The organism is Cupriavidus plantarum, assembly GCF_905397285.1.
GTDB lineage: Bacteria > Pseudomonadota > Gammaproteobacteria > Burkholderiales > Burkholderiaceae > Cupriavidus > Cupriavidus plantarum.
In genome coordinates this window covers 1-16,717 of sequence record NZ_CAJPUX010000006.1, presented here as the reverse complement: position 1 = coordinate 16,717, position 16,717 = coordinate 1, and the positions used below count along the sequence as shown (strand labels likewise).

18 protein-coding genes are annotated in these 16,717 nt (G+C 65.4%); 6 read left to right on the top strand and 12 right to left on the bottom strand.

What is annotated here, in order from left to right; genetic code table 11:
- The first annotated feature begins 84 nt into the window (after positions 1 to 84).
- From KHP16_RS22590 to KHP16_RS22580, 3 genes are all read left to right on the top strand, one after another.
- On the top strand, positions 85 to 792 hold the full coding sequence (locus KHP16_RS22590; protein WP_121493019.1) for a general secretion pathway protein: 708 nt from the start codon (positions 85 to 87) through the stop codon (positions 790 to 792).
- Between the two features lie 184 nt (positions 793 to 976).
- Positions 977 to 1,594, top strand: coding sequence for an EF-hand domain-containing protein (locus tag KHP16_RS22585; RefSeq protein ID WP_211961191.1), 618 nt, complete (start codon positions 977 to 979; stop codon positions 1,592 to 1,594).
- A gap of 236 nt (positions 1,595 to 1,830) precedes the next feature.
- Positions 1,831 to 2,322: an Lrp/AsnC family transcriptional regulator gene (locus KHP16_RS22580; protein ID WP_109585244.1), complete on the top strand. Its 492-nt coding sequence runs from the start codon at positions 1,831 to 1,833 to the stop codon at positions 2,320 to 2,322.
- Between the two features lie 84 nt (positions 2,323 to 2,406).
- Here KHP16_RS22580 and KHP16_RS22575 read toward each other — a convergent pair whose 3' ends face one another.
- Complete coding sequence (locus KHP16_RS22575) at positions 2,407 to 3,096, bottom strand: GNAT family N-acetyltransferase (RefSeq protein WP_109585243.1); 690 nt, start codon at positions 3,094 to 3,096, stop codon at positions 2,407 to 2,409.
- 339 nt (positions 3,097 to 3,435) lie between these two features.
- Here KHP16_RS22575 and kefF point away from each other — a divergent pair, with 339 nt between their 5' ends.
- Positions 3,436 to 4,023 carry a glutathione-regulated potassium-efflux system oxidoreductase KefF gene (gene kefF / locus KHP16_RS22570; RefSeq protein WP_115955707.1) on the top strand — a complete coding sequence of 196 codons (588 nt, stop codon included), beginning with the start codon at positions 3,436 to 3,438 and terminating at the stop codon, positions 4,021 to 4,023.
- On the top strand, positions 4,020 to 5,834 hold the full coding sequence (gene kefC, locus KHP16_RS22565) for a glutathione-regulated potassium-efflux system protein KefC (RefSeq protein WP_211961190.1): 1,815 nt from the start codon (positions 4,020 to 4,022) through the stop codon (positions 5,832 to 5,834). The genes kefF and kefC overlap by 4 nt, the downstream gene beginning before the upstream one ends.
- Here the strand turns inward: kefC and KHP16_RS22560 are convergent.
- The 7 genes from KHP16_RS22560 to paaA all read right to left on the bottom strand — a co-directional run bounded on the left by KHP16_RS22560 (position 5,831) and on the right by paaA (position 11,184).
- Positions 5,831 to 6,454, bottom strand: a complete 624-nt coding sequence (locus tag KHP16_RS22560; RefSeq protein ID WP_121493007.1) for a TetR/AcrR family transcriptional regulator — start codon at positions 6,452 to 6,454, stop codon at positions 5,831 to 5,833. The two genes, kefC and KHP16_RS22560, sit on opposite strands and share 4 nt — an antisense overlap.
- A gap of 11 nt (positions 6,455 to 6,465) precedes the next feature.
- Entirely contained in the window at positions 6,466 to 7,260 is a 795-nt protein-coding gene (locus KHP16_RS22555; protein ID WP_211961189.1) for a DUF1835 domain-containing protein, read from the bottom strand.
- Between the two features lie 128 nt (positions 7,261 to 7,388).
- The gene (paaE, locus tag KHP16_RS22550; RefSeq protein ID WP_109585238.1) at positions 7,389 to 8,474 is read right to left on the bottom strand and encodes a 1,2-phenylacetyl-CoA epoxidase subunit PaaE; all 1,086 of its coding nucleotides are present in this window, start codon (positions 8,472 to 8,474) and stop codon (positions 7,389 to 7,391) included.
- 13 nt (positions 8,475 to 8,487) lie between these two features.
- Entirely contained in the window at positions 8,488 to 9,081 is a 594-nt protein-coding gene (paaD, locus tag KHP16_RS22545; protein WP_211961188.1) for a 1,2-phenylacetyl-CoA epoxidase subunit PaaD, read from the bottom strand.
- Positions 9,082 to 9,085: 4 nt separating this feature from the next.
- The gene (paaC, locus tag KHP16_RS22540) at positions 9,086 to 9,904 is read right to left on the bottom strand and encodes a 1,2-phenylacetyl-CoA epoxidase subunit PaaC (protein WP_211961187.1); all 819 of its coding nucleotides are present in this window, start codon (positions 9,902 to 9,904) and stop codon (positions 9,086 to 9,088) included.
- Positions 9,885 to 10,172, bottom strand: a complete 288-nt coding sequence (gene paaB, locus KHP16_RS22535; protein ID WP_109585235.1) for a 1,2-phenylacetyl-CoA epoxidase subunit PaaB — start codon at positions 10,170 to 10,172, stop codon at positions 9,885 to 9,887. The genes paaC and paaB overlap by 20 nt, the downstream gene beginning before the upstream one ends.
- Positions 10,162 to 11,184, bottom strand: coding sequence for a 1,2-phenylacetyl-CoA epoxidase subunit PaaA (gene paaA, locus KHP16_RS22530; RefSeq protein WP_109585234.1), 1,023 nt, complete (start codon positions 11,182 to 11,184; stop codon positions 10,162 to 10,164). The genes paaB and paaA overlap by 11 nt, the downstream gene beginning before the upstream one ends.
- A gap of 141 nt (positions 11,185 to 11,325) precedes the next feature.
- On the opposite strand from paaA, the gene KHP16_RS22525 reads away from it, so the two are divergent.
- Positions 11,326 to 11,796 carry a universal stress protein gene (locus KHP16_RS22525; RefSeq protein ID WP_109585233.1) on the top strand — a complete coding sequence of 157 codons (471 nt, stop codon included), beginning with the start codon at positions 11,326 to 11,328 and terminating at the stop codon, positions 11,794 to 11,796.
- 17 nt (positions 11,797 to 11,813) lie between these two features.
- Here KHP16_RS22525 and KHP16_RS22520 read toward each other — a convergent pair whose 3' ends face one another.
- The 4 genes from KHP16_RS22520 to KHP16_RS22505 all read right to left on the bottom strand — a co-directional run bounded on the left by KHP16_RS22520 (position 11,814) and on the right by KHP16_RS22505 (position 16,442).
- Positions 11,814 to 12,089, bottom strand: a complete 276-nt coding sequence (locus KHP16_RS22520; RefSeq protein WP_211961186.1) for a DUF1488 family protein — start codon at positions 12,087 to 12,089, stop codon at positions 11,814 to 11,816.
- 70 nt (positions 12,090 to 12,159) lie between these two features.
- On the bottom strand, positions 12,160 to 14,301 hold the full coding sequence (locus KHP16_RS22515; RefSeq protein WP_211961185.1) for an FUSC family protein: 2,142 nt from the start codon (positions 14,299 to 14,301) through the stop codon (positions 12,160 to 12,162).
- A 436-nt stretch (positions 14,302 to 14,737) separates the two neighbouring features.
- Positions 14,738 to 15,982, bottom strand: a complete 1,245-nt coding sequence (locus KHP16_RS22510) for a nucleoside recognition domain-containing protein (RefSeq protein ID WP_211961184.1) — start codon at positions 15,980 to 15,982, stop codon at positions 14,738 to 14,740.
- A gap of 52 nt (positions 15,983 to 16,034) precedes the next feature.
- On the bottom strand, positions 16,035 to 16,442 hold the full coding sequence (locus tag KHP16_RS22505) for a DUF488 domain-containing protein (protein WP_109585229.1): 408 nt from the start codon (positions 16,440 to 16,442) through the stop codon (positions 16,035 to 16,037).
- Positions 16,443 to 16,717 lie beyond the last annotated feature (275 nt).

Below are 16,717 nucleotides of genomic sequence, written 5' to 3'. Positions count from 1 at the left end.
CGGTCTTGTATGACAGACAGTTGCCGCATGGCTCTGGTACGCTTGGCGCCTGACTTCATCCGACCCAGCGTACCCGTGCCTGCGATCTCCCGGCCTGCTCTCCGGCCTGCTTTCCGCTTCGACCCCTCCGCCGCCTGGCTGCCGAGGCTTGCGAGCCTCGTGTGCTTCGTTGCCTTGTGCGCGCTCGCCACGCATTGGGTACTCACTTTCAGCGCGATGAAGACGATCCCGGTGCCGAACACCGCGCGCGTCGCGCAGACGGAAGCCGTGGAGACCGGGGCGATCGCCACGCTGTTCGGTGGCAGCGCGCAGGCAGGCGTCCGCGACGTGCAGTTGATCGGGGTCGTGGCGAATGTCGATGGCACCGGCCCGAGCGCGGCCATCCTGTCGCTCGACGGCGGCGCGCCGAAGGCCGTTCGCGCGGGCGCCGCGCTGTCGCCGCAGATCAAGGTAGTCGAGATCCGCGGCCGTGGCATCGTGATCGAGCGCAATGGCGCGCGTCAGGAAATCGCGCTGCCTATCCAGAACAACGCGCTGGCGGGCCGTGGCGCGGGCCTGCCCGCGGCGCCGCCGTCGGGCGCCGCCGCGCCGCTCTCCACGCCGATGCCGGCAACGGCCGCTCCGGCCCCGGCGGTGAGCCAGCCGACCACCATTCCTCAGCAGTCGTTCACGCCGCAGCCGCAGCAGCAGCCGTATCCACAGCAGATCCCGGCACCCTCGCAGCCCATTCCGGCGCCGCCGGGCTACACGCCGCAGGGCGTGCCGGCCGACCAGATGGTGCCGAAGGACTGAAATCCGGGCCCAGGCCCCGTCGAACCGTAACGCACTGTTAGCGCAACATATGGCTTAGATTTCGTTCGATTACGACAGAGTACGACTTCTGTGAGCCCGGTAACATCCTATTAAAAGCGCCAACTTCGCACGATCCACTGCGTTCTAATCCGTACATGCACAACGCATGAAGAGGAGCACGGATATGCAACGCATGCAGAAGACCCACACGATCAAGACCTTCCTGGCCACGTCGGCGCTGTTCCTGGCAGCTGGCGCCGCCTTCGCCCAGACCACCGCGCCGGCGCCGTCGGCACCGACCGCCCCGGCGGCCACGGCAGCGCCTTCGGCTCCGCCGGCAGGCGGCCCCGGCCAGATGCGCGGCGAGCACCGGCACCACCATCACGGCGGTGGCATGTGGCTGAAGTCGGTGGACACCGACGGCGATGGCGCGATCTCGAAGGCGGAGGCCGACGCGGTCTTCAACAAGATCGACACCAACCACGACGGCAAGCTGGACAAGGCGGAACTGGCCGCCTATCACAAGGCCCAATGGGAAGCCCGCCGCACTGAGATGAAGGCGAAGTTCGACGCCAAATTCAAGGAAGCGGACAAGAACGGTGACGGCGCGCTGACCCGCGACGAGATGAAGGCCGCGTTCCCGCGCATGGCCGCCCATTTCGACCAGATCGACGTCAACAAGGACGGCAAGGTCACGCAGGACGAAATCCAGAAGGCCATGGCGAAGATGCACCGCGACGGCCCGCGCGATGGCGCCAAGCGCCGCGGCCCGCCGCCGGCTTCGGCACCGGCTGCCAACTGATCGTCTGCTGGCAGTACAAAGCGACCCCGCGGGGTCGCTTTTTTTGTTCTTGCCTTGCCGGCGCAAGGCGTTGGCACCACTCTTGCCTGTCCCGTTGAGGTAGGCCCAGGGTAGGCCCGCGCGCTTTGTGCTAGGGGAAAGTACGGGTCCCGCATCAAAAAAATTGCAGGCTTGTGCACGACTTGTTAAATTTGCGCAAAAAAATTGCCGACAAACATATTGCGGAGCAACAAACCGTGAGCAAGGTGGAGCTGGATAAGATCGATCGCAAAATCCTCGAGGTGCTGCAGACCAACGGAAGGCTGACGAACCTCGAAGTGGCGGAACGCGTGAACCTCTCGCCGAGCCCCTGCCTCCGCCGCATCCGGCGGCTCGAGGAAATCGGCGTGATTCGCCAGTATGCCGCGCTGCTCGAGCCCAACAAGATCGGGCTCGGACTGCTGGCCTACATCAACGTCCGACTGGAGAAGCAGGGCGGCACGCCAAAGGGCAAGGCCCCGTTGGATCTGTTCCGCGCGGCCATCGCGACGTGGCCCGAGGTGGCCGCATGCCATGCGATGACGGGCGAGATGGACCTGCTGCTCAAGGTGTATGTCGAAGACATGGAGCATTTCGCGCGCTTCATGCAGGAGCAGTTGCTTGCCCATCCGTCGGTGATCGACGTGCGTTCGAGCTTCGCGCTGGAATCGATCAAGGACACCACCGCGTTGCCCGTCGCGGGCGGTTGACCGGTCCACTGAATTCGGGCGGCACAAACGCAAACGGCGCACCACTGCGGTGCGCCGTTTGTATTTGGACGGGGAGCGATGCGCTCAGACCGTACGCTTTTGCGGCACCATCGAGCGCCAGAAGCGCAGGCCGAAGCGGCGCGCGTCGCGCAGGTTGCGGCGGACCACGTAGTCGAGGTCGGCCATCTGCTCGTCCAGCGCTTCGGTCAGGCGGCTGACGGTGTCGGCGGGCGGCAGTTCCAGATACGCATCGGCTTCGCCGTAGGCATACTGCACCTTCATGCCAGCCTTCTTGGCGATGTGCATCATCGCGGCATTGCGGGAGAGGCAGTGCATGTACAGCGTGCGGACATGGGAGTTGCGGCCGTGCATCGCGGCGCGCTGGAACAGCGCACTGCCGATACCGCGACCGCGCGCGCTCTTCGACACCGATACGCCGAACTCGGCGACGCGGCCCTGCGCGTTGTCACGCAGGTTCGCAAAGTGACCCACGCCAACCAGCTCCAGATGCTCGTCGTAGACGCCGAACACGGTGTCGTGGTCGAAGTCGATGCTCTCGACATAGGCCTCGATGACATGGTCCCCGACCGATTGGCCGAAACGGAGCAGGCGATCTTCCTCGCCCAGCGCGAGGAAATGCTTCACCAGCCGCGAGCGATGATGGGCGGCCAGTTCGCGCACCAGCGCATTCGGGCGCTGGGTGGCCTTGGCGGCGCGGCGAAGATCTTCGTCGGAGACAGCGCCGACGGCCTTGCTCAGTTCGAGCGGGTTCACGATGAGGTCCTTACTGTTGAATGTTGTGCAACAACCAAGTTGCCGCAATCCGGGTATAACAACGCGAGACGAGAAACTCTCTTATGCGGGCAAACACTAGGTTGCTGCAACGCGGAAAGTATTGTAGTGGATTTGTCAGTCTCGCGTAAGCTGCCCCCGGCGGTCGCTTGCCCGGCGGCCGCATGCCACTAAAAAACGTCATGGATTCAGACACTTATCCGTGAGACGATTACGTCATGCCTTCGGCGAGTGTGGGTTTGCTGCAACGCGGCACGTCACACGTCCGCCTGACGCGTCCCCGACACCAACCGAAACACCCCTCTCTCAGCCTTCGTTTTGATGACCGAGCCCACGATCGTAGTCATTTACGCGCATCCCGCGCCGCGCCGCTCGCGCGTCAATCATCCGCTAGCCGAAGCGCTGGCTGCATTGCCCCACGTCGAAGTCCGCGAACTCTATCGCCGCTACGTGGACTACGACATCGACGTCGTCGCCGAGCAGCGCATACTCGCCACGGCCGACACCGTTGTCCTCCAGTTTCCGCTGCGCTGGTACAGCGTGCCGGCGCTCCTCAAGCTGTGGCTCGATGACGTCCTCGAGTATGGCTGGGCGTACGGCCCCGGCGGCACCGCGTTGCGCGGCAAGTCGATGCTCGCGGTTGTGAGCACGGGCGGGCAGGCCGATGCTTACGGACCGGACGGGCTCCACGGCCGTCCGATCGAAGACTTCCTGCTCCCGCTTCAGCAGACCGCCACGCGCTGCGACATGGAGTGGATGGCGCCGATCGTCCTGCACGACGCCGACAATGCCGATGCGGACGCGCTCGCGCTCCATATCGAGCATGTGGCCCGTCACCTCTCCCCCTCTTCGCCGCTGCCGCCGGACATCGAGCCCGAGACGGAAGCCTCGCAGGAGGTCGAGCCATGAATCAGCACGACTTCCTCATCGCGCTGCTGGTATTCCTTGTCGCCGCCGTCGTCGCCGTGCCGCTCGCCCGCCGGTTCGGGCTAGGCGCGGTGCTTGGCTACCTGATCGCCGGCGCCGCCATCGGCCCGCATGCGCTGCGGCTCGTCACCAATGTCGAATCGATCCTCCATTTCTCGGAGTTCGGCGTCGTGATGATGCTGTTCGTGATCGGCCTGGAACTGGAGCCGAAAAAGCTGCGCGCGCTCAAGCAGACCATCTTCCGCTACGGCTCCATGCAGTTGGCCGGATGCGCGCTCGCGCTCGGCGGCATTGCCGCGTTGCTCGGGGCGTCATGGCAGGTCGCGCTGGTGGCCGGCCTCGGCCTCGCCCTCTCGTCCACCGCGATCGCGTTCGCCACGCTGGCCGAGCGCAACCTCATGAGCACGCCGGCCGGTGCCGCCAGCTTCGGCATCCTGTTATTCCAGGACATCGCGGCGATTCCGATGATCGCGCTCTTGCCGCTGCTGGCCATCGATGCCTCCGATGCGCTCCATCACACGGGTGCCCCCCATTGGCAGACCGCCGCGAAGGCCGTGGCCGTGATGGGTGCCGTCGTCGTGGGCGGCCGCTATCTCGTCCGGCCGGCACTGCGCTTCATCGCGCGTACCGACATGCGTGAGATGTTCACGGCGTTTGCGCTGCTGCTCGTGATTGGCATTGCGCTGATGATGGACGCGGTAGGCCTCTCGATGGCGCTTGGCACCTTCGTGGCCGGCGTGCTGCTCGCGGACTCGGAGTATCGCCATGCGCTGGAGGCTGACATCGAGCCGTTCAAGGGCCTGCTGCTCGGCCTGTTCTTCATGGCGGTCGGCATGTCGATCGACTTTGGGATCTTCGCGCAGTCGCCCCTGCAGGTGACGGGCCTCGTGCTCGGCTTCGTCCTCGTCAAGACGGCGGTGCTGATGCTGCTCGCCCGCCGCTTCGCGATCGCGCGGGGGCAGCGCATGCTGTTCGCGCTGCTGATCTCACAGGGCGGCGAGTTCGCGTTCGTGGTGTTCTCGGTCGCCGGCGGCGCGGGCCTGCTGCCCGAGCGGACGGAGGCGCTGCTCGTCCTGATGGTCGCCCTGTCGATGGTCGCGACCCCGCTGCTGTTGCTGCTGTTCGACCGTTTCGTGGCACCGGGCCTGAACGCGAGCGGCCGCCCCGACGACGTCATCCCGCCGCAGCACGACCCCGTGATCATCGCGGGCTTCGGACGCTTCGGGCAGATCATCGGCCGTCTGCTCTATGCACAGGGCATCGGCGTCACCGTGCTGGACCACGATCCCGACCAGATCGAGTTCCTGCGCGAGTTCGGTTTCAATGTGTACTACGGCGACGCCACGCGCGTGGACCTGCTCGAAGCCGCCGGCGCGGGCCGCGCGAAGATCCTCGTCGTGGCGTTGGACGGCATGGAAGACAGTCTTGCCCTGATCGACCGGGTCCGCGAACGCTGGCCCGACTTGAAGATCTACGCCCGGGCCCGGCACGTGTCTCACGTCTACCAACTGAAAGACCGTGGCGTGGAGACGTGGGAACGGGAACTGTTCGAAGGCTCCCTGATGATGGGGCGGCGGGTGCTGGAAGGCCTCGGGTTCGACCCCTCCGACGCCCGCAATGTGGCCCTACGCTTCCGTCGCCACAACAAGGCGGCCATTGACCGGTTCTACCCGCACTACACGGACCAGAAAAAGCTGGTCTCGCTGGCCCGCCAGGCGCGCGACGAACTTGAAGAAATGTTCCGCCAGGACCGGGAACAACGCCAGAAGAACCAGGACGCCGAGTGGTCCTAAGGAAGAGATGTTGGGGGGGAGGGCACAACCAATCCCCCTTCAATCAACCCCACCACCATCTCGGCAAACGCCGCATACGACAACCGGCCCCCCGGCTTCAGCCAGGTGAACGTCCAGTTGATCATCCCGAACACGGTCATCGTCAACGGCGTCTGATTCTCTGCCGTGACGCGCTCCGGATAGGCCAGCCGAAGCTGCCGCCCGAACGCGGCAACCACATCGCGCTCCCGCTGCAGAATCCGATCCCGCTGTTCCTCGGCAAGGAACTTCACGTCATTGATCAACGCGATATGTCGCGTCTGCGAATTCTCGTACTCGGCCAGAAACGCCCGCAATAGATCCGCAAACCGTTCGCGAGCCGTCCGGCCGAGCCGCTCGCCCTCCGCCTCGACCCGCGTCACCACAGCCGTCAGCCGTTGTGTATAACGATCGAGCAGATCGAAGAGAATCGCTTCCTTGCTCTCGTAATAGTGATAAAGCCGAGCCTTCGACGTACCGCAAGCCGCGGCAAGATCCGACATCGACGTGCTTGGATAACTGCTCGCGGCAAACGCCGCCGCCGCAAGCTCGAGAATCCGTTCGCGCTGGGCCTCGAAATCGGGCGCCTTGGTCCTGGCCATGGAAACGAAATCTACTCGGCGCTCAGCGAAGGATTCCACCGCAGTTCGCAGTTCTGCATCGCATCCGCATTGCCGCGCAACACGAGCTGCCCCGCGCTGATCAACTCGCGGCAGCGCCAGAATACGAACCAGTCGCTGGCCAGCAGGCCATCCACCGCGCCCATCACACTGCCGACTACCTGAATCGCTGGCGTCCAGTCATCCGGCGTCCGATCGAGAATCACGTCATCCACCGTGTGATAGGCCGCGGGCACGATCGTGTTGCCCTTCCATAGCCGCACATCGGCGTTCTCCTTCACGTTCTGCTGCCACTCGTAACCGAGCCGCCCAAGGCGAAGGACGGAAACCGGCGCGATGGTCGAGAACCGCCGCGCCAACCGCGCCGCCGGATACATCCCGATGGACGCAAGGTTGCCCTGCGGCGGCGTCTCGAGCTCCCGCAGATCCATCGATACCTCGTTGATCCGCTGCGGCGCCTGATAGAGATGGGACACCACACGACGGAGCATCAGCTGGTCCGCGGCACTCTGGCCATGCCAGATGGCCACTTCCTTGTCGTCGCGGCGCAGCGCCTGCAGCTGGTCGAGCGCATGCCGCATCTCCGCCGCGAAATCGATATCGGTCTTGGGCGCCACGCGCTGCCAGAACCCCGAACGGATCAGACCCGTGCTATCGACGTCGGCGATCGGCCCGACGGCGAGATCGTCGCGCAGCACGACAACCGGGTCGGGGCGGGAGGCTTGTGCCAGCGCCTGACGCAGCGTATTGCCCGCGGCATCGCCATTGACGACGTGGATATATTGCATGGCCGTGATTGGTTGAGTAGAACGACGCCCTCCAGAGCAAGCGGCGCCGCCGGGGCCGCCGCTGATGCCGGGAATGCGGGGCGCGAGTTACCCGTCATTGTAATCACGGTGCGCAGCGCTGCGCGACTTCAGCGTTCGTCGTAGCTCACGACGACCCGCTGCGTGAGGGCGCGCGCCTGACAGGTCAGCACGAATCCCTTCTCCATTTCCCAGGCCTCGAGCGTGTAGTTCTTCTCCATGTCCACCTTGCCCTCGAGCACGCGCGCGCGGCAGGTACAACAGACGCCGCCCTTGCATGCGTAGGGCAGATCGAGCCCGGCGGCCAGCGCGGTGTCCAGCACTTTCGCCTCGGGCCCCGGCAGCCGCATGCGATGCTGCTTGCCATCGAGCACGACCACCAGTTCGCTGCCGACGCCAGTGTCAGCCGATGCCGCGCGGGCGGGCGCCACCCCAGCCACCGGCACCCCGAACCGTTCCGCATGAATCCGGCGCGGATCGACCCCAGCCTCGCGCAACGCCAGTTCCACCTCATCGATCATCGACGCCGGCCCGCAAACGAACGCGGCGTCGATATCGTCTACCGGCAGCAGGGAAGACAGAAACCGCCCCACGCGCTCGCGATCGAGCCGTCCATGGAGCAGATCTACCTCCTGAGGCTGCCGCGACAGTACGTGATAGAGCGTGAAGCGCGACAGGTAAGCGTTCTTGAGATCCTCGAGCGCCTCCGAAAAGATGATGCTATCCACGCTACGATTCCCGTAGACCAGCGTAAAACGGCTGTTCGGCTCATGCGCCAGCGTGGTGCGAATCAGCGAGAGCACGGGCGTGATCCCGCTGCCCGCGGCGAAGGCCACGTAATGCCGCGCGGCGTCCGCATCCAGCGGCACATGAAACCGGCCATCGGGCACCATCACGTCGAGCGTGCGTCCCGGTGCCACGTTCTCATGCAGCCATGTCGAGAAGACGCCGTCGCGCACGCGCTTCACGGCCACACGCAATTCGCCGCGCGCCGCGTAGTCCTGTACCCCGCAGCAGATGGAGTACGACCGGCGCAGCTCGGTGCCATCGACGGCCGCCTTGAGCGTGAGGAACTGTCCCTGCGTGAATCGGTACACCTCGCGCAGAGCGGGCGGCACATCGAACGCAATGGACACCGTATCGGCGGTCTCGGATCGGACCTGCGCCACGCGCAGCGGATGGAACTGAGGTGTCATGGTTCGATCGGGCTCAATACGGTTTGAAGTAATCGAACGGCTCGCGGCAGGCGAGGCAGCGGTAGAGCGCCTTGCACGCGGTGGAGGCGAACCGCGCCAGCTCCTCGGTATGCAGGCTGCCGCAACGCGGGCAGGCAACCGCAGTCGCAGCCGCAGTCGAAGTCGTAACCGAAGTCGCAACCGAAGTCGTCACCGCATCCGGCATCGTCTGCGCCCGGCCCCCACGCGGCACAAACCGCAACGGCCTGACGTCCCCGGCGGCATGCCCCGCCGCGGCATGCGGCGGCGCAATCCCATACTCCCGCAGCCGCGCCTGTCCCAACGCGGTAATCCAGTCCGTCGTCCATGCCGGCGCCAGGACGGTCAGCACACGCCAGGGCCGCAAACCGGCCGCATCCAGCGCCCGCCCGACATCCTCCTCGATCTGCGACATCGCCGGACATCCCGAATACGTAGGCGTAATCACCGCCTCGATCGTCTCGCCATCCTCGGCCAGCCGCACGTCACGCAAGATGCCGAGGTCGCGGATCGACACGACGGGAATCTCCGGATCCGGCACGGCGTCCAGCGCCTCCCATCCGCGCGCGATGCGTGCAACCGCTGTCATGGCATCACCACTGCGCACCCGGGTGCGCGCGCGCGAGCCCCTGCATTTCACCCAGCAGGTAGCTCATATGCTCCGAATGCACCCCGCGCTTGCCCGTGGAGATAAAGCCCGACCGCTCCGGCATCCGCAGCGTCGCCTCGGCAAAGGTGTCCCGCACGGTAGCCTCCCACCGCGCCCGCAGATCCGCCATCTCCACGCCGATCCCCTGCGCGACGGCGGCCCGCTCGATGTCGTCCGTCTCGAAGCATTCATTCAGATAGGGCATCAGATGGTCGACCGCCTGCTGCATCCGCGCATGCGAAACTTCCGTCCCGTCGCCGAGCCGCACGACCCACCCCGCGGCATGCTGCAGGTGATACCGCGCCTCCTTGACCGACTTCGCCGCAATCGCGGCCAGTCCTTCATCGCTGCTATCGATGAGCGCGGTCCAAACTTCGACCATCAACGCACTGAACAGGAAATTCCGAACGGTCGTCACCGCGTAGTCCCGTGGCGTCCGAGCCGTGCCGGCCAGCGGCCCATGATGCGGCAACTCGACGAGCGTCCAGTTGCGAAACTCGCGCTCGTCGCGCCAGTACGCGTAATCGTCTTCCTGCCGCGCATGGCCGGTGACCGCCGCCTCGAGCGTCCCCGCATGCGTGTACAGCAGCCGCGCCTGCCCGATCAAATCGAGGCTCAGGTTCGCGAGCGCGATGTCCTCCTCGAGCACGGGTCCATGCCCGCACCACTCGGCATTGCGTTGTCCGAGGATCAGCGCGTTGTCCGCCAGCCGCAGCACATACTGCACGGCCACGGGCAGGGCATCACATGTGATTGACTTCATCGGGCAGCTCGTAAAACGTGGGATGCCGATAGATCTTGTCGGCCATCGGATCGAACAGGGCCTCCTTCTCGTCGGGCGCGCTCGCGGTAATCGCCGACGACGGCACCACCCAGATCGACACGCCTTCCTGCCGTCGCGTATAGACGTCCCGCGCCATATGCAGCGCCTGCTGGGCGTCGGCCGCATGCAGGCTGCCGCAGTGCTTGTGCTCGAGCCCCTGCTTGCTGCGGACAAAGACTTCCCACAGCGGCCACGGATCAGCGTGCATCGCATTCTCCCGAATCGTCACCGTTGCGCCGCCGGGCATGTGCCATGGCGGCCTCGCGCACCCATTCGCCTTCCTCGTGCGCCCGCACCCGTGTTGCCAGCCGCTCGCGATTGCAGGGGCCATCCCCATTGAGCACGCGGCGAAACTCGTCCCAGTCGAGCGGGCTGAAATCGTAATGCCCGCGCGCCTCGTTCCATTGCAGGCCCGGGTCGGGCAGCGTCACGCCGAGGACGCGCGCCTGCTCGACCGTGGCATCGACGAACTTCTGGCGCAGGTCGTCGTTGGATATCCGCTTGATGCCCCATGCCATCGTCTGCGTGCTGTTGGGGGAGGCCGCGTCCGGGGGGCCGAACATCATCAGCACCGGAAACCACCATCGATCGACCGCGTCCTGCACCATCGCGCGCTGCGCCTCGGTACCGCCCATCATCGCGCGCAGCGCGTCGAAGCCCTGCCGCTGATGGAACGACTCCTCCTTGCAGATGCGGATCATCGCGCGCGCATACGGGCCGTACGAACACCGGCACAGCGGCACCTGGTTCATGATCGCGGCGCCATCGACCAGCCAGCCGATCACGCCGACATCCGCCCAGGTCAGCGTCGGGTAATTGAAGATGGAGGAATATTTGGCGCGCCCCGTGTGCAACGCCTCCACGAGGTCGTCCCGCGAGACGTTCAGCGTCTCGGCGGCGCTATAGAGATACAGCCCGTGGCCGCCTTCATCCTGCACCTTGGCCAGCAGGATCGCCTTGCGCTTGAGCGAAGGCGCCCGGCTGATCCAGTTGCCTTCCGGCTGCATGCCGATGATCTCCGAATGCGCATGCTGGGAGATTTGCCGCACGAGCGTCTTGCGGTAGGCATCGGGCATCCAGTCCTGCGGCTCGATCTTCGCGTCCGCGGCGATCCGGGCATCGAAAGCGGCCTGCCGCGTATCGCGGTGTATGACGCGGTCCGTCTCTGGATCGGCCTCCGCTTGTGGCGGACCCGCTAAGTCCAGGCTCTGGGTGTACATCGCAGCTCCTTGCAGGGGCCCGGGGACGGCCCTCGACGTTCGTACTATATATATACGCCGACCGGTCGGTCAATTTATCGGGGCGCGACTTTCTCCGTGTGGAGTAATATCAATACGAGTCCACACCTCGGGAGAAAGACAATGACCAATGCGGCATATCAAAGAATCGTGGTGGCCGTCGATGGCAGCGCCACATCGGACCTCGCGCTGGGCGAGGCGATTCGCGTGGCAAGCGGCGGTGGCGCGACGGTTCTGGCCCTCTTCGTCGTCGATAGCGGCGTGATGCTGTTCGACGCGGGCTATTACGACGTCGGCCAGATGGAGAAGGCGTACGTCGACAGTGGCAAGAAGACCCTCGAAGACGCTGCGGCACGGCTGTCCGCGGCCGGCGTCGCCTATGAGACGCGGCTGGTGACGGAACCTGCAGTGGTGGGCGACATTGCGGCCTCGCTCAACGAGGCCGCGCGCGAATGGAATGGCGATCTGCTCGTCATCGGCACGCACGGCCGCCGCGGCGTGCGCCGCATTGTGCTGGGGAGCGTGGCGGAAGCCGTGATCCGCGAATCGACGATGCCCGTGCTGCTCGTCCGCGGAAAGGCCGCCGAGAAGTAAGCGAAGCCCGGCGCGGGTCAGGCCGCAAAGCGGAAATGTCCGCTGCGCAGCACGATCTCGCGCGCCTCGGTCAGCTGGAACAGGCTCTCGGCGAGTTCTTCGATGCGCGACCGGTTGCTCGTGAACGCATCGACGAGGTCCTCCTTGCGCGTCGATCTGGCCCCGAAGTGCGACTCGAGCGCTTCCGCGGTAATCGAGTAGAGCGTGTCGTTGCCATCGACCATGGCCGGGCAGGAGAGCGTCAGGCTGGCGGCGCAGTAGGTGGGCGTGGTGTGCGGGAACGAGATGGACATGGCGGACCTCGGGCGGTAGGGCGGCCGGGTTTGTAAAGCGGGTGAAACGGCCGCAAAGGTTCCAGTCATTCTAGGATATGGCCGTCGTCCGTAAAGGCCGGTCCAGTGCCGCCACCGCTTCCCGGACGCCGCGCATTGCAGCATGGCCGCCATCGATGCAATGCAGCACGAACCGCGTCTGTTCCAGTAGGAACACGTCCAGATCGTTGTCCGCCGCCGGCATATCGTCCATATCCGCCACACCCGCGCTCTCGGCAATACCGACATCCACGCGCCCCGCGCCGCCGGGCCGCACCGCAAGCTCGGCAAGCCGCGCCTCGATCCCCTCCAGCATCGCCTGCACCGCTTCCGACGGCAACGCTTCGCTACCGCCAGCCCGCACCACGCCAGCCAGCGCGGCCATCCGTCGCGCCACCGTATGCACGCGCCCGTACGCCGTCCTGAGATCGGCGCCCAGATCCTCCGCGCTCTGCGCCAAGGTATCTTCGGCCCGCGTCGAAGCACGGCCCGCCGCCACGCGCAGCGCCTCGAGCCGCGTGTGGGCGGAAGACGGCGCGGATGATCCGGTCCGCGCCGCCCCAATGGCCGCCCGCAGATACACCGCATTCGCCGCCAGCGCATCCAGCCCATGTCGGAACGCGCGCGACAGTTCCGCACGCGGCGACAACACGAAATAACTGGCCAGCGCGATCAGGCACCCGATCGCCGTATCCACTCCGCGCAACGCCGCTACATGGCTGCTGCTCGCGGCGGGCTCGCCCGTCCACGAAAACAAGATCACTGCGGGCGTCAGACAGAACGCGAACAAGCCCGCGTTCCCCGCCAGCCGCCCGGCGTAAGCTGCGGCCAGGAATACGGCGCTGATGCACAGCGCGAACACCGGGCCTGGATGCGCCAGGCTGATCAGGCACGCGGCAACGGCGCCGGCGAGCGAACCAGCAAACCGCTTGAACGAAATCTGCCGTGTCGTCTGCAGACGCGGGCTCAGCACCATGATCACGGTCACCGCGACCCAATAGCCGTGGTCGAGCCGCCAGATCTGCGAGGGCAACAGGCTCAGCCCGCCAGCCATTGCCAGCCGCAGCCCATGGCGTGTCACCTGCGCATCGCGCGCCGCGACTTCCGCCAGCCAGTGCCCCAATCGGTCAATCCCGTGATGGAGCCCGCGATGCGGCCACGCGAACGTTTCCTTCCAATCCCCAAACACCGGAAATTTTGCGAGCGCGGCCAGCGCCGACTGATAGGTCGGAGGCGCCGACGCATTCGCGCGCTGCGCCACGAGCCGCCGCAGTTCCTGCGCAAGAATCGCGCACAGCGCGGGCAGATCCGGCGCGTGCTGCGTCGTCAGGGCTTCACGCACCAGTTGCTCCATCTCACCGATGCATCGCGCCGCGTAGGCCAGCGGCAACTGGTGCGGCGCCGAGCCCGCGTGCCGCCCCCGCAATTCCGCCGCCACGATCAGCAGCGCGAAGATCGCATCCGCGACGGCTACCGCATACACATAGCGCAGCATGCCGATCGGATCGCGCCAGCCGCGCCGCGCCAGCACCGCAACGCGCGCGGCCTCGATCCGACGGCGAATGTCCTGCTTGTACGGCATGGTGTCGTCCGGGAATACCTCCGCCGCGATCGCCTGCGCCAGGCGGCTCAGCGCCTCGTACGCCGCGATGATTTCCGTGCGCGGCCGGGTATCGCGCTGCGAAGGCAGCAGCATCAGGCAAACGAGGCAAGCGAACAGGCCGCCGCGGAGGTAATCGAGGCTCGCGGCCACCGCGTGGGCCAGCACGGGCACGTCGGCCGTCATGGGTTGCAGGCAGGCGGCGATCAGCACTACATAGAGGAGCTTGGCACTCAGGGCCGCCGCAGGACCCCGAACCTCGGCCAGCCCCGCGGCGATTCCCGCGGCAACCACGATCGGCAGCGCTAGCCAGGGCGCCTGCGACACCGCGCTCCCGACCGCGCAGGCCAGCCCGCCCCCGATCCCCACTGCGCCGAGTACGCGCATGCGCGCGGCCGCCGTGCCCGGACGATCGGCGAGGCATGTCCAGATCGACGCCGTGGCCGACCACAGGTACCCGTTGTCGCCAGTGAGCACGCTCAGGCTTGCAAGCGCGAGAAACGCCAGCGCGTAGACCGCGCCGCGCCGCACGAAGGCGGTGTCCGGCCAATAGCGAAGGAGCCCATAGCGAAGGAGGCGTGGCGCGGCCGACATGGCGGGCATTCTTTAGTGGTCGAGCAGGCTTGGTGGAAACGCTGAGAAATACGACGATTGCATCGATTTGAATGTAATCGAAAGATTGTTGCGTCGCAACAAAACAGGATTTTTCAACGGGTTTGCGTCGCGGTTGTGCGGCTTTGCACCAACTTTGGGACAGGTTACACAGAAGGAGGGCAGAAATGGGGCCAGACTGTGGGCCCATGGAGCGGGAAGCAAAAAATGCCGAATGATCAGCCGCTTGCACGCCGATGCCCGGAAAAATGGGCAAAAAAAACCCGCGCAGGTTGGTGCGCGGGCTGGAATCCACCGAGGTGGTGGAGGAGACAGACTTCACTATACATGACTTGTTGCGTCGCACCAAGCTTCTTTTTCGCCGGATGACTGCAAGCCCGCACATTCGTTGTCATCGTACAACACGCGCAGTCAGAATCTAGCGGAACAGATAGGCGATCCACACCGCCGCGGCGAGTCCCACCGCATCCGCGAACAGGGCGCACCCGAGCGCATGCCGCGTATTCCGCACGTTCACGCTGCCAAAGTACACGGCAAGCACATAGAACGTTGTCTCCGTCGATCCCTGAATGATCGCAGCCAACCGCCCCTGAAACGAATCCACGCCATACGCGGTCATCACATCGACCATCAGCCCGCGCGCCCCGGCGCCGGACAGGATCTTCATCAGCCCGACCGGAAGCGCCGGCACGAAGTCCGTATTCATCCCGATCCAGGCGAAGAGGCCGGTCAGTCCGCCCATGAGTACATCCATGCAGCCAGTAACCCGAAACAGCCCGATGGCCACGAGGATGGCAACCAGATAGGGAATGATCTGCACCGCCACGCCGAAGCCTTCCTTGGCGCCGTCGATGAAGGCGTCATAGACATTGACGCGCCGAATCGCCCCGCATACCAGAAACACCATGATCAGCGTCAGAATGAAGCCGGCCCCGGCCAGTGCCGTCATCTGGCTGACCTGATCGGGCGGCGCGTGACGCAGCCACAAGCAGAGCAGGCCGATCAACGCCGCCACGATGGCGAAGGCTCCCAGCACCGCTGGCTTCAGCAAATTGAGCCGCTGCACCCACGCCACCGCCAGAAATCCCGCAATACAGGAAGCCCCCGTCGCCAGCAGCGTCGGCAGGAAAATATCGGCCGCATTGAACCCCACCAGCCCTTGCTTGACCGCGACCGCCTGCCGAATCGCGATCACGGACGTCGGAATCAGCGTCAGCCCCGCCGTATTGAGCACAATGAACATGATCTGCGCGTCGGTCGCCGTATCGGGCCTCCGATTCAGCGTCTGCAGCCCGCGCATGGCCGTGAGCCCCAGCGGGGTCGCCGCGTTGTCCAACCCAAGCAGGTTGGCGGACACGTTCATCATCATGGCTCCCTGCGCCGGATGGCCCTGCGGTACGCCGGGGAAGAAATGCCGCAGCAGCGGGTTCACGAGCCGGGCGAACAGATCGATGACGCCAGCGCGCTCGCCCACGCGCATGATGCCGATCCACAGGCTCATCACGCCGGCGAGACCGAGCGAAATCTCGAACGCCGTGCGTGCGCTGTCGAACAAGCTGGCAAGCATCGCCGGGAAGACCGACATGTCGCCGAGCGCCAGCTTCACGCAGGCGGCCGCAAAGGCAAGCAGGAAGAAGCCGAGCCAGACCAGGTTCAGTGCCATGAAGTGTTCACGAGCCCGCAAAGCTTGGCATCTTAGCCTGCCGGCACCTCGGTCAGGTCACCTTCGCGCCGCGCTCCGTCAGCAACTCGCGAAGGATCGACCGATGGCAGTAGCGCTCGTCCTCGCAGTAACACCCCATCGAGAAGTTTGTCTGGTGGGACAGCGCAGCCAGCACATCCAACGTACGGCTGGTATCCGCCACGGCCATCTCGGCCCGAAACTTCCGCACGAAAACACGCCACGCCCGCTCCCGCGCGCGCTCGTCCGTCATCTGCTGCACCGCCAGGGCCTCGGCGACGAGCGCTGGTGTGGGGGAGAGCACGGGATACCAGACATCGTAGTAGTCGCGACGCGCAAACTCGGCCTTCGGCACCCCACGCGGCGGCCGTCGCACGGTCCCCATCCTCAGTCCTTCATCCGCATGGCGCGGGCCGCCAAGACGCACGATTCGTATGCCCAAATGACCCTCCTGAAAAAAGTCCTTGCCAACCTCGTTTCGCCAGCTTAATATTCGCCCCCTCGCAACACAAACCGAAGACAGCAGCAGGCGGAAACGCAGCGCTGGCGCGGGTTTGTGGGTAGCAGGCGAGGTAGGTGGGAGGAAGTCAGCGAGCGAGTCGGTTGGAAAAATAAATCGACAAACCAGTTGACGCGAAGCAGGAAACGCTACATACTCTCGCTTCTTCGCTGCAACGAAATACGCAGCGACGCAGACGGCAAAGCCGGTTGCGCAAG

Bases quoted from the DNA above. Each gene is read 5' to 3' on its own strand.
- paaA (WP_109585234.1), bottom strand. From the start codon at position 11,184: ATGTACACCCAGAGCCTGGACTTAGCGGGTCCGCCACAAGCGGAGGCC.
- paaB (WP_109585235.1), bottom strand. From the start codon at position 10,172: ATGCACGCTGATCCGTGGCCGCTGTGGGAAGTCTTTGTCCGCAGCAAG.
- paaE (WP_109585238.1), bottom strand. From the start codon at position 8,474: ATGACACCTCAGTTCCATCCGCTGCGCGTGGCGCAGGTCCGATCCGAG.
- kefF (WP_115955707.1), top strand. From the start codon at position 3,436: ATGACCGAGCCCACGATCGTAGTCATTTACGCGCATCCCGCGCCGCGC.
- kefC (WP_211961190.1), top strand. From the start codon at position 4,020: ATGAATCAGCACGACTTCCTCATCGCGCTGCTGGTATTCCTTGTCGCC.
- KHP16_RS22555 (WP_211961189.1), bottom strand. From the start codon at position 7,260: ATGCAATATATCCACGTCGTCAATGGCGATGCCGCGGGCAATACGCTG.
- KHP16_RS22510 (WP_211961184.1), bottom strand. From the start codon at position 15,982: ATGGCACTGAACCTGGTCTGGCTCGGCTTCTTCCTGCTTGCCTTTGCG.
- KHP16_RS22585 (WP_211961191.1), top strand. From the start codon at position 977: ATGCAACGCATGCAGAAGACCCACACGATCAAGACCTTCCTGGCCACG.
- paaC (WP_211961187.1), bottom strand. From the start codon at position 9,904: ATGAAGTCAATCACATGTGATGCCCTGCCCGTGGCCGTGCAGTATGTG.
- paaD (WP_211961188.1), bottom strand. From the start codon at position 9,081: ATGACAGCGGTTGCACGCATCGCGCGCGGATGGGAGGCGCTGGACGCC.
- KHP16_RS22520 (WP_211961186.1), bottom strand. From the start codon at position 12,089: ATGTCCATCTCGTTCCCGCACACCACGCCCACCTACTGCGCCGCCAGC.
- KHP16_RS22560 (WP_121493007.1), bottom strand. From the start codon at position 6,454: ATGGCCAGGACCAAGGCGCCCGATTTCGAGGCCCAGCGCGAACGGATT.
- KHP16_RS22525 (WP_109585233.1), top strand. From the start codon at position 11,326: ATGACCAATGCGGCATATCAAAGAATCGTGGTGGCCGTCGATGGCAGC.
- KHP16_RS22515 (WP_211961185.1), bottom strand. From the start codon at position 14,301: ATGTCGGCCGCGCCACGCCTCCTTCGCTATGGGCTCCTTCGCTATTGG.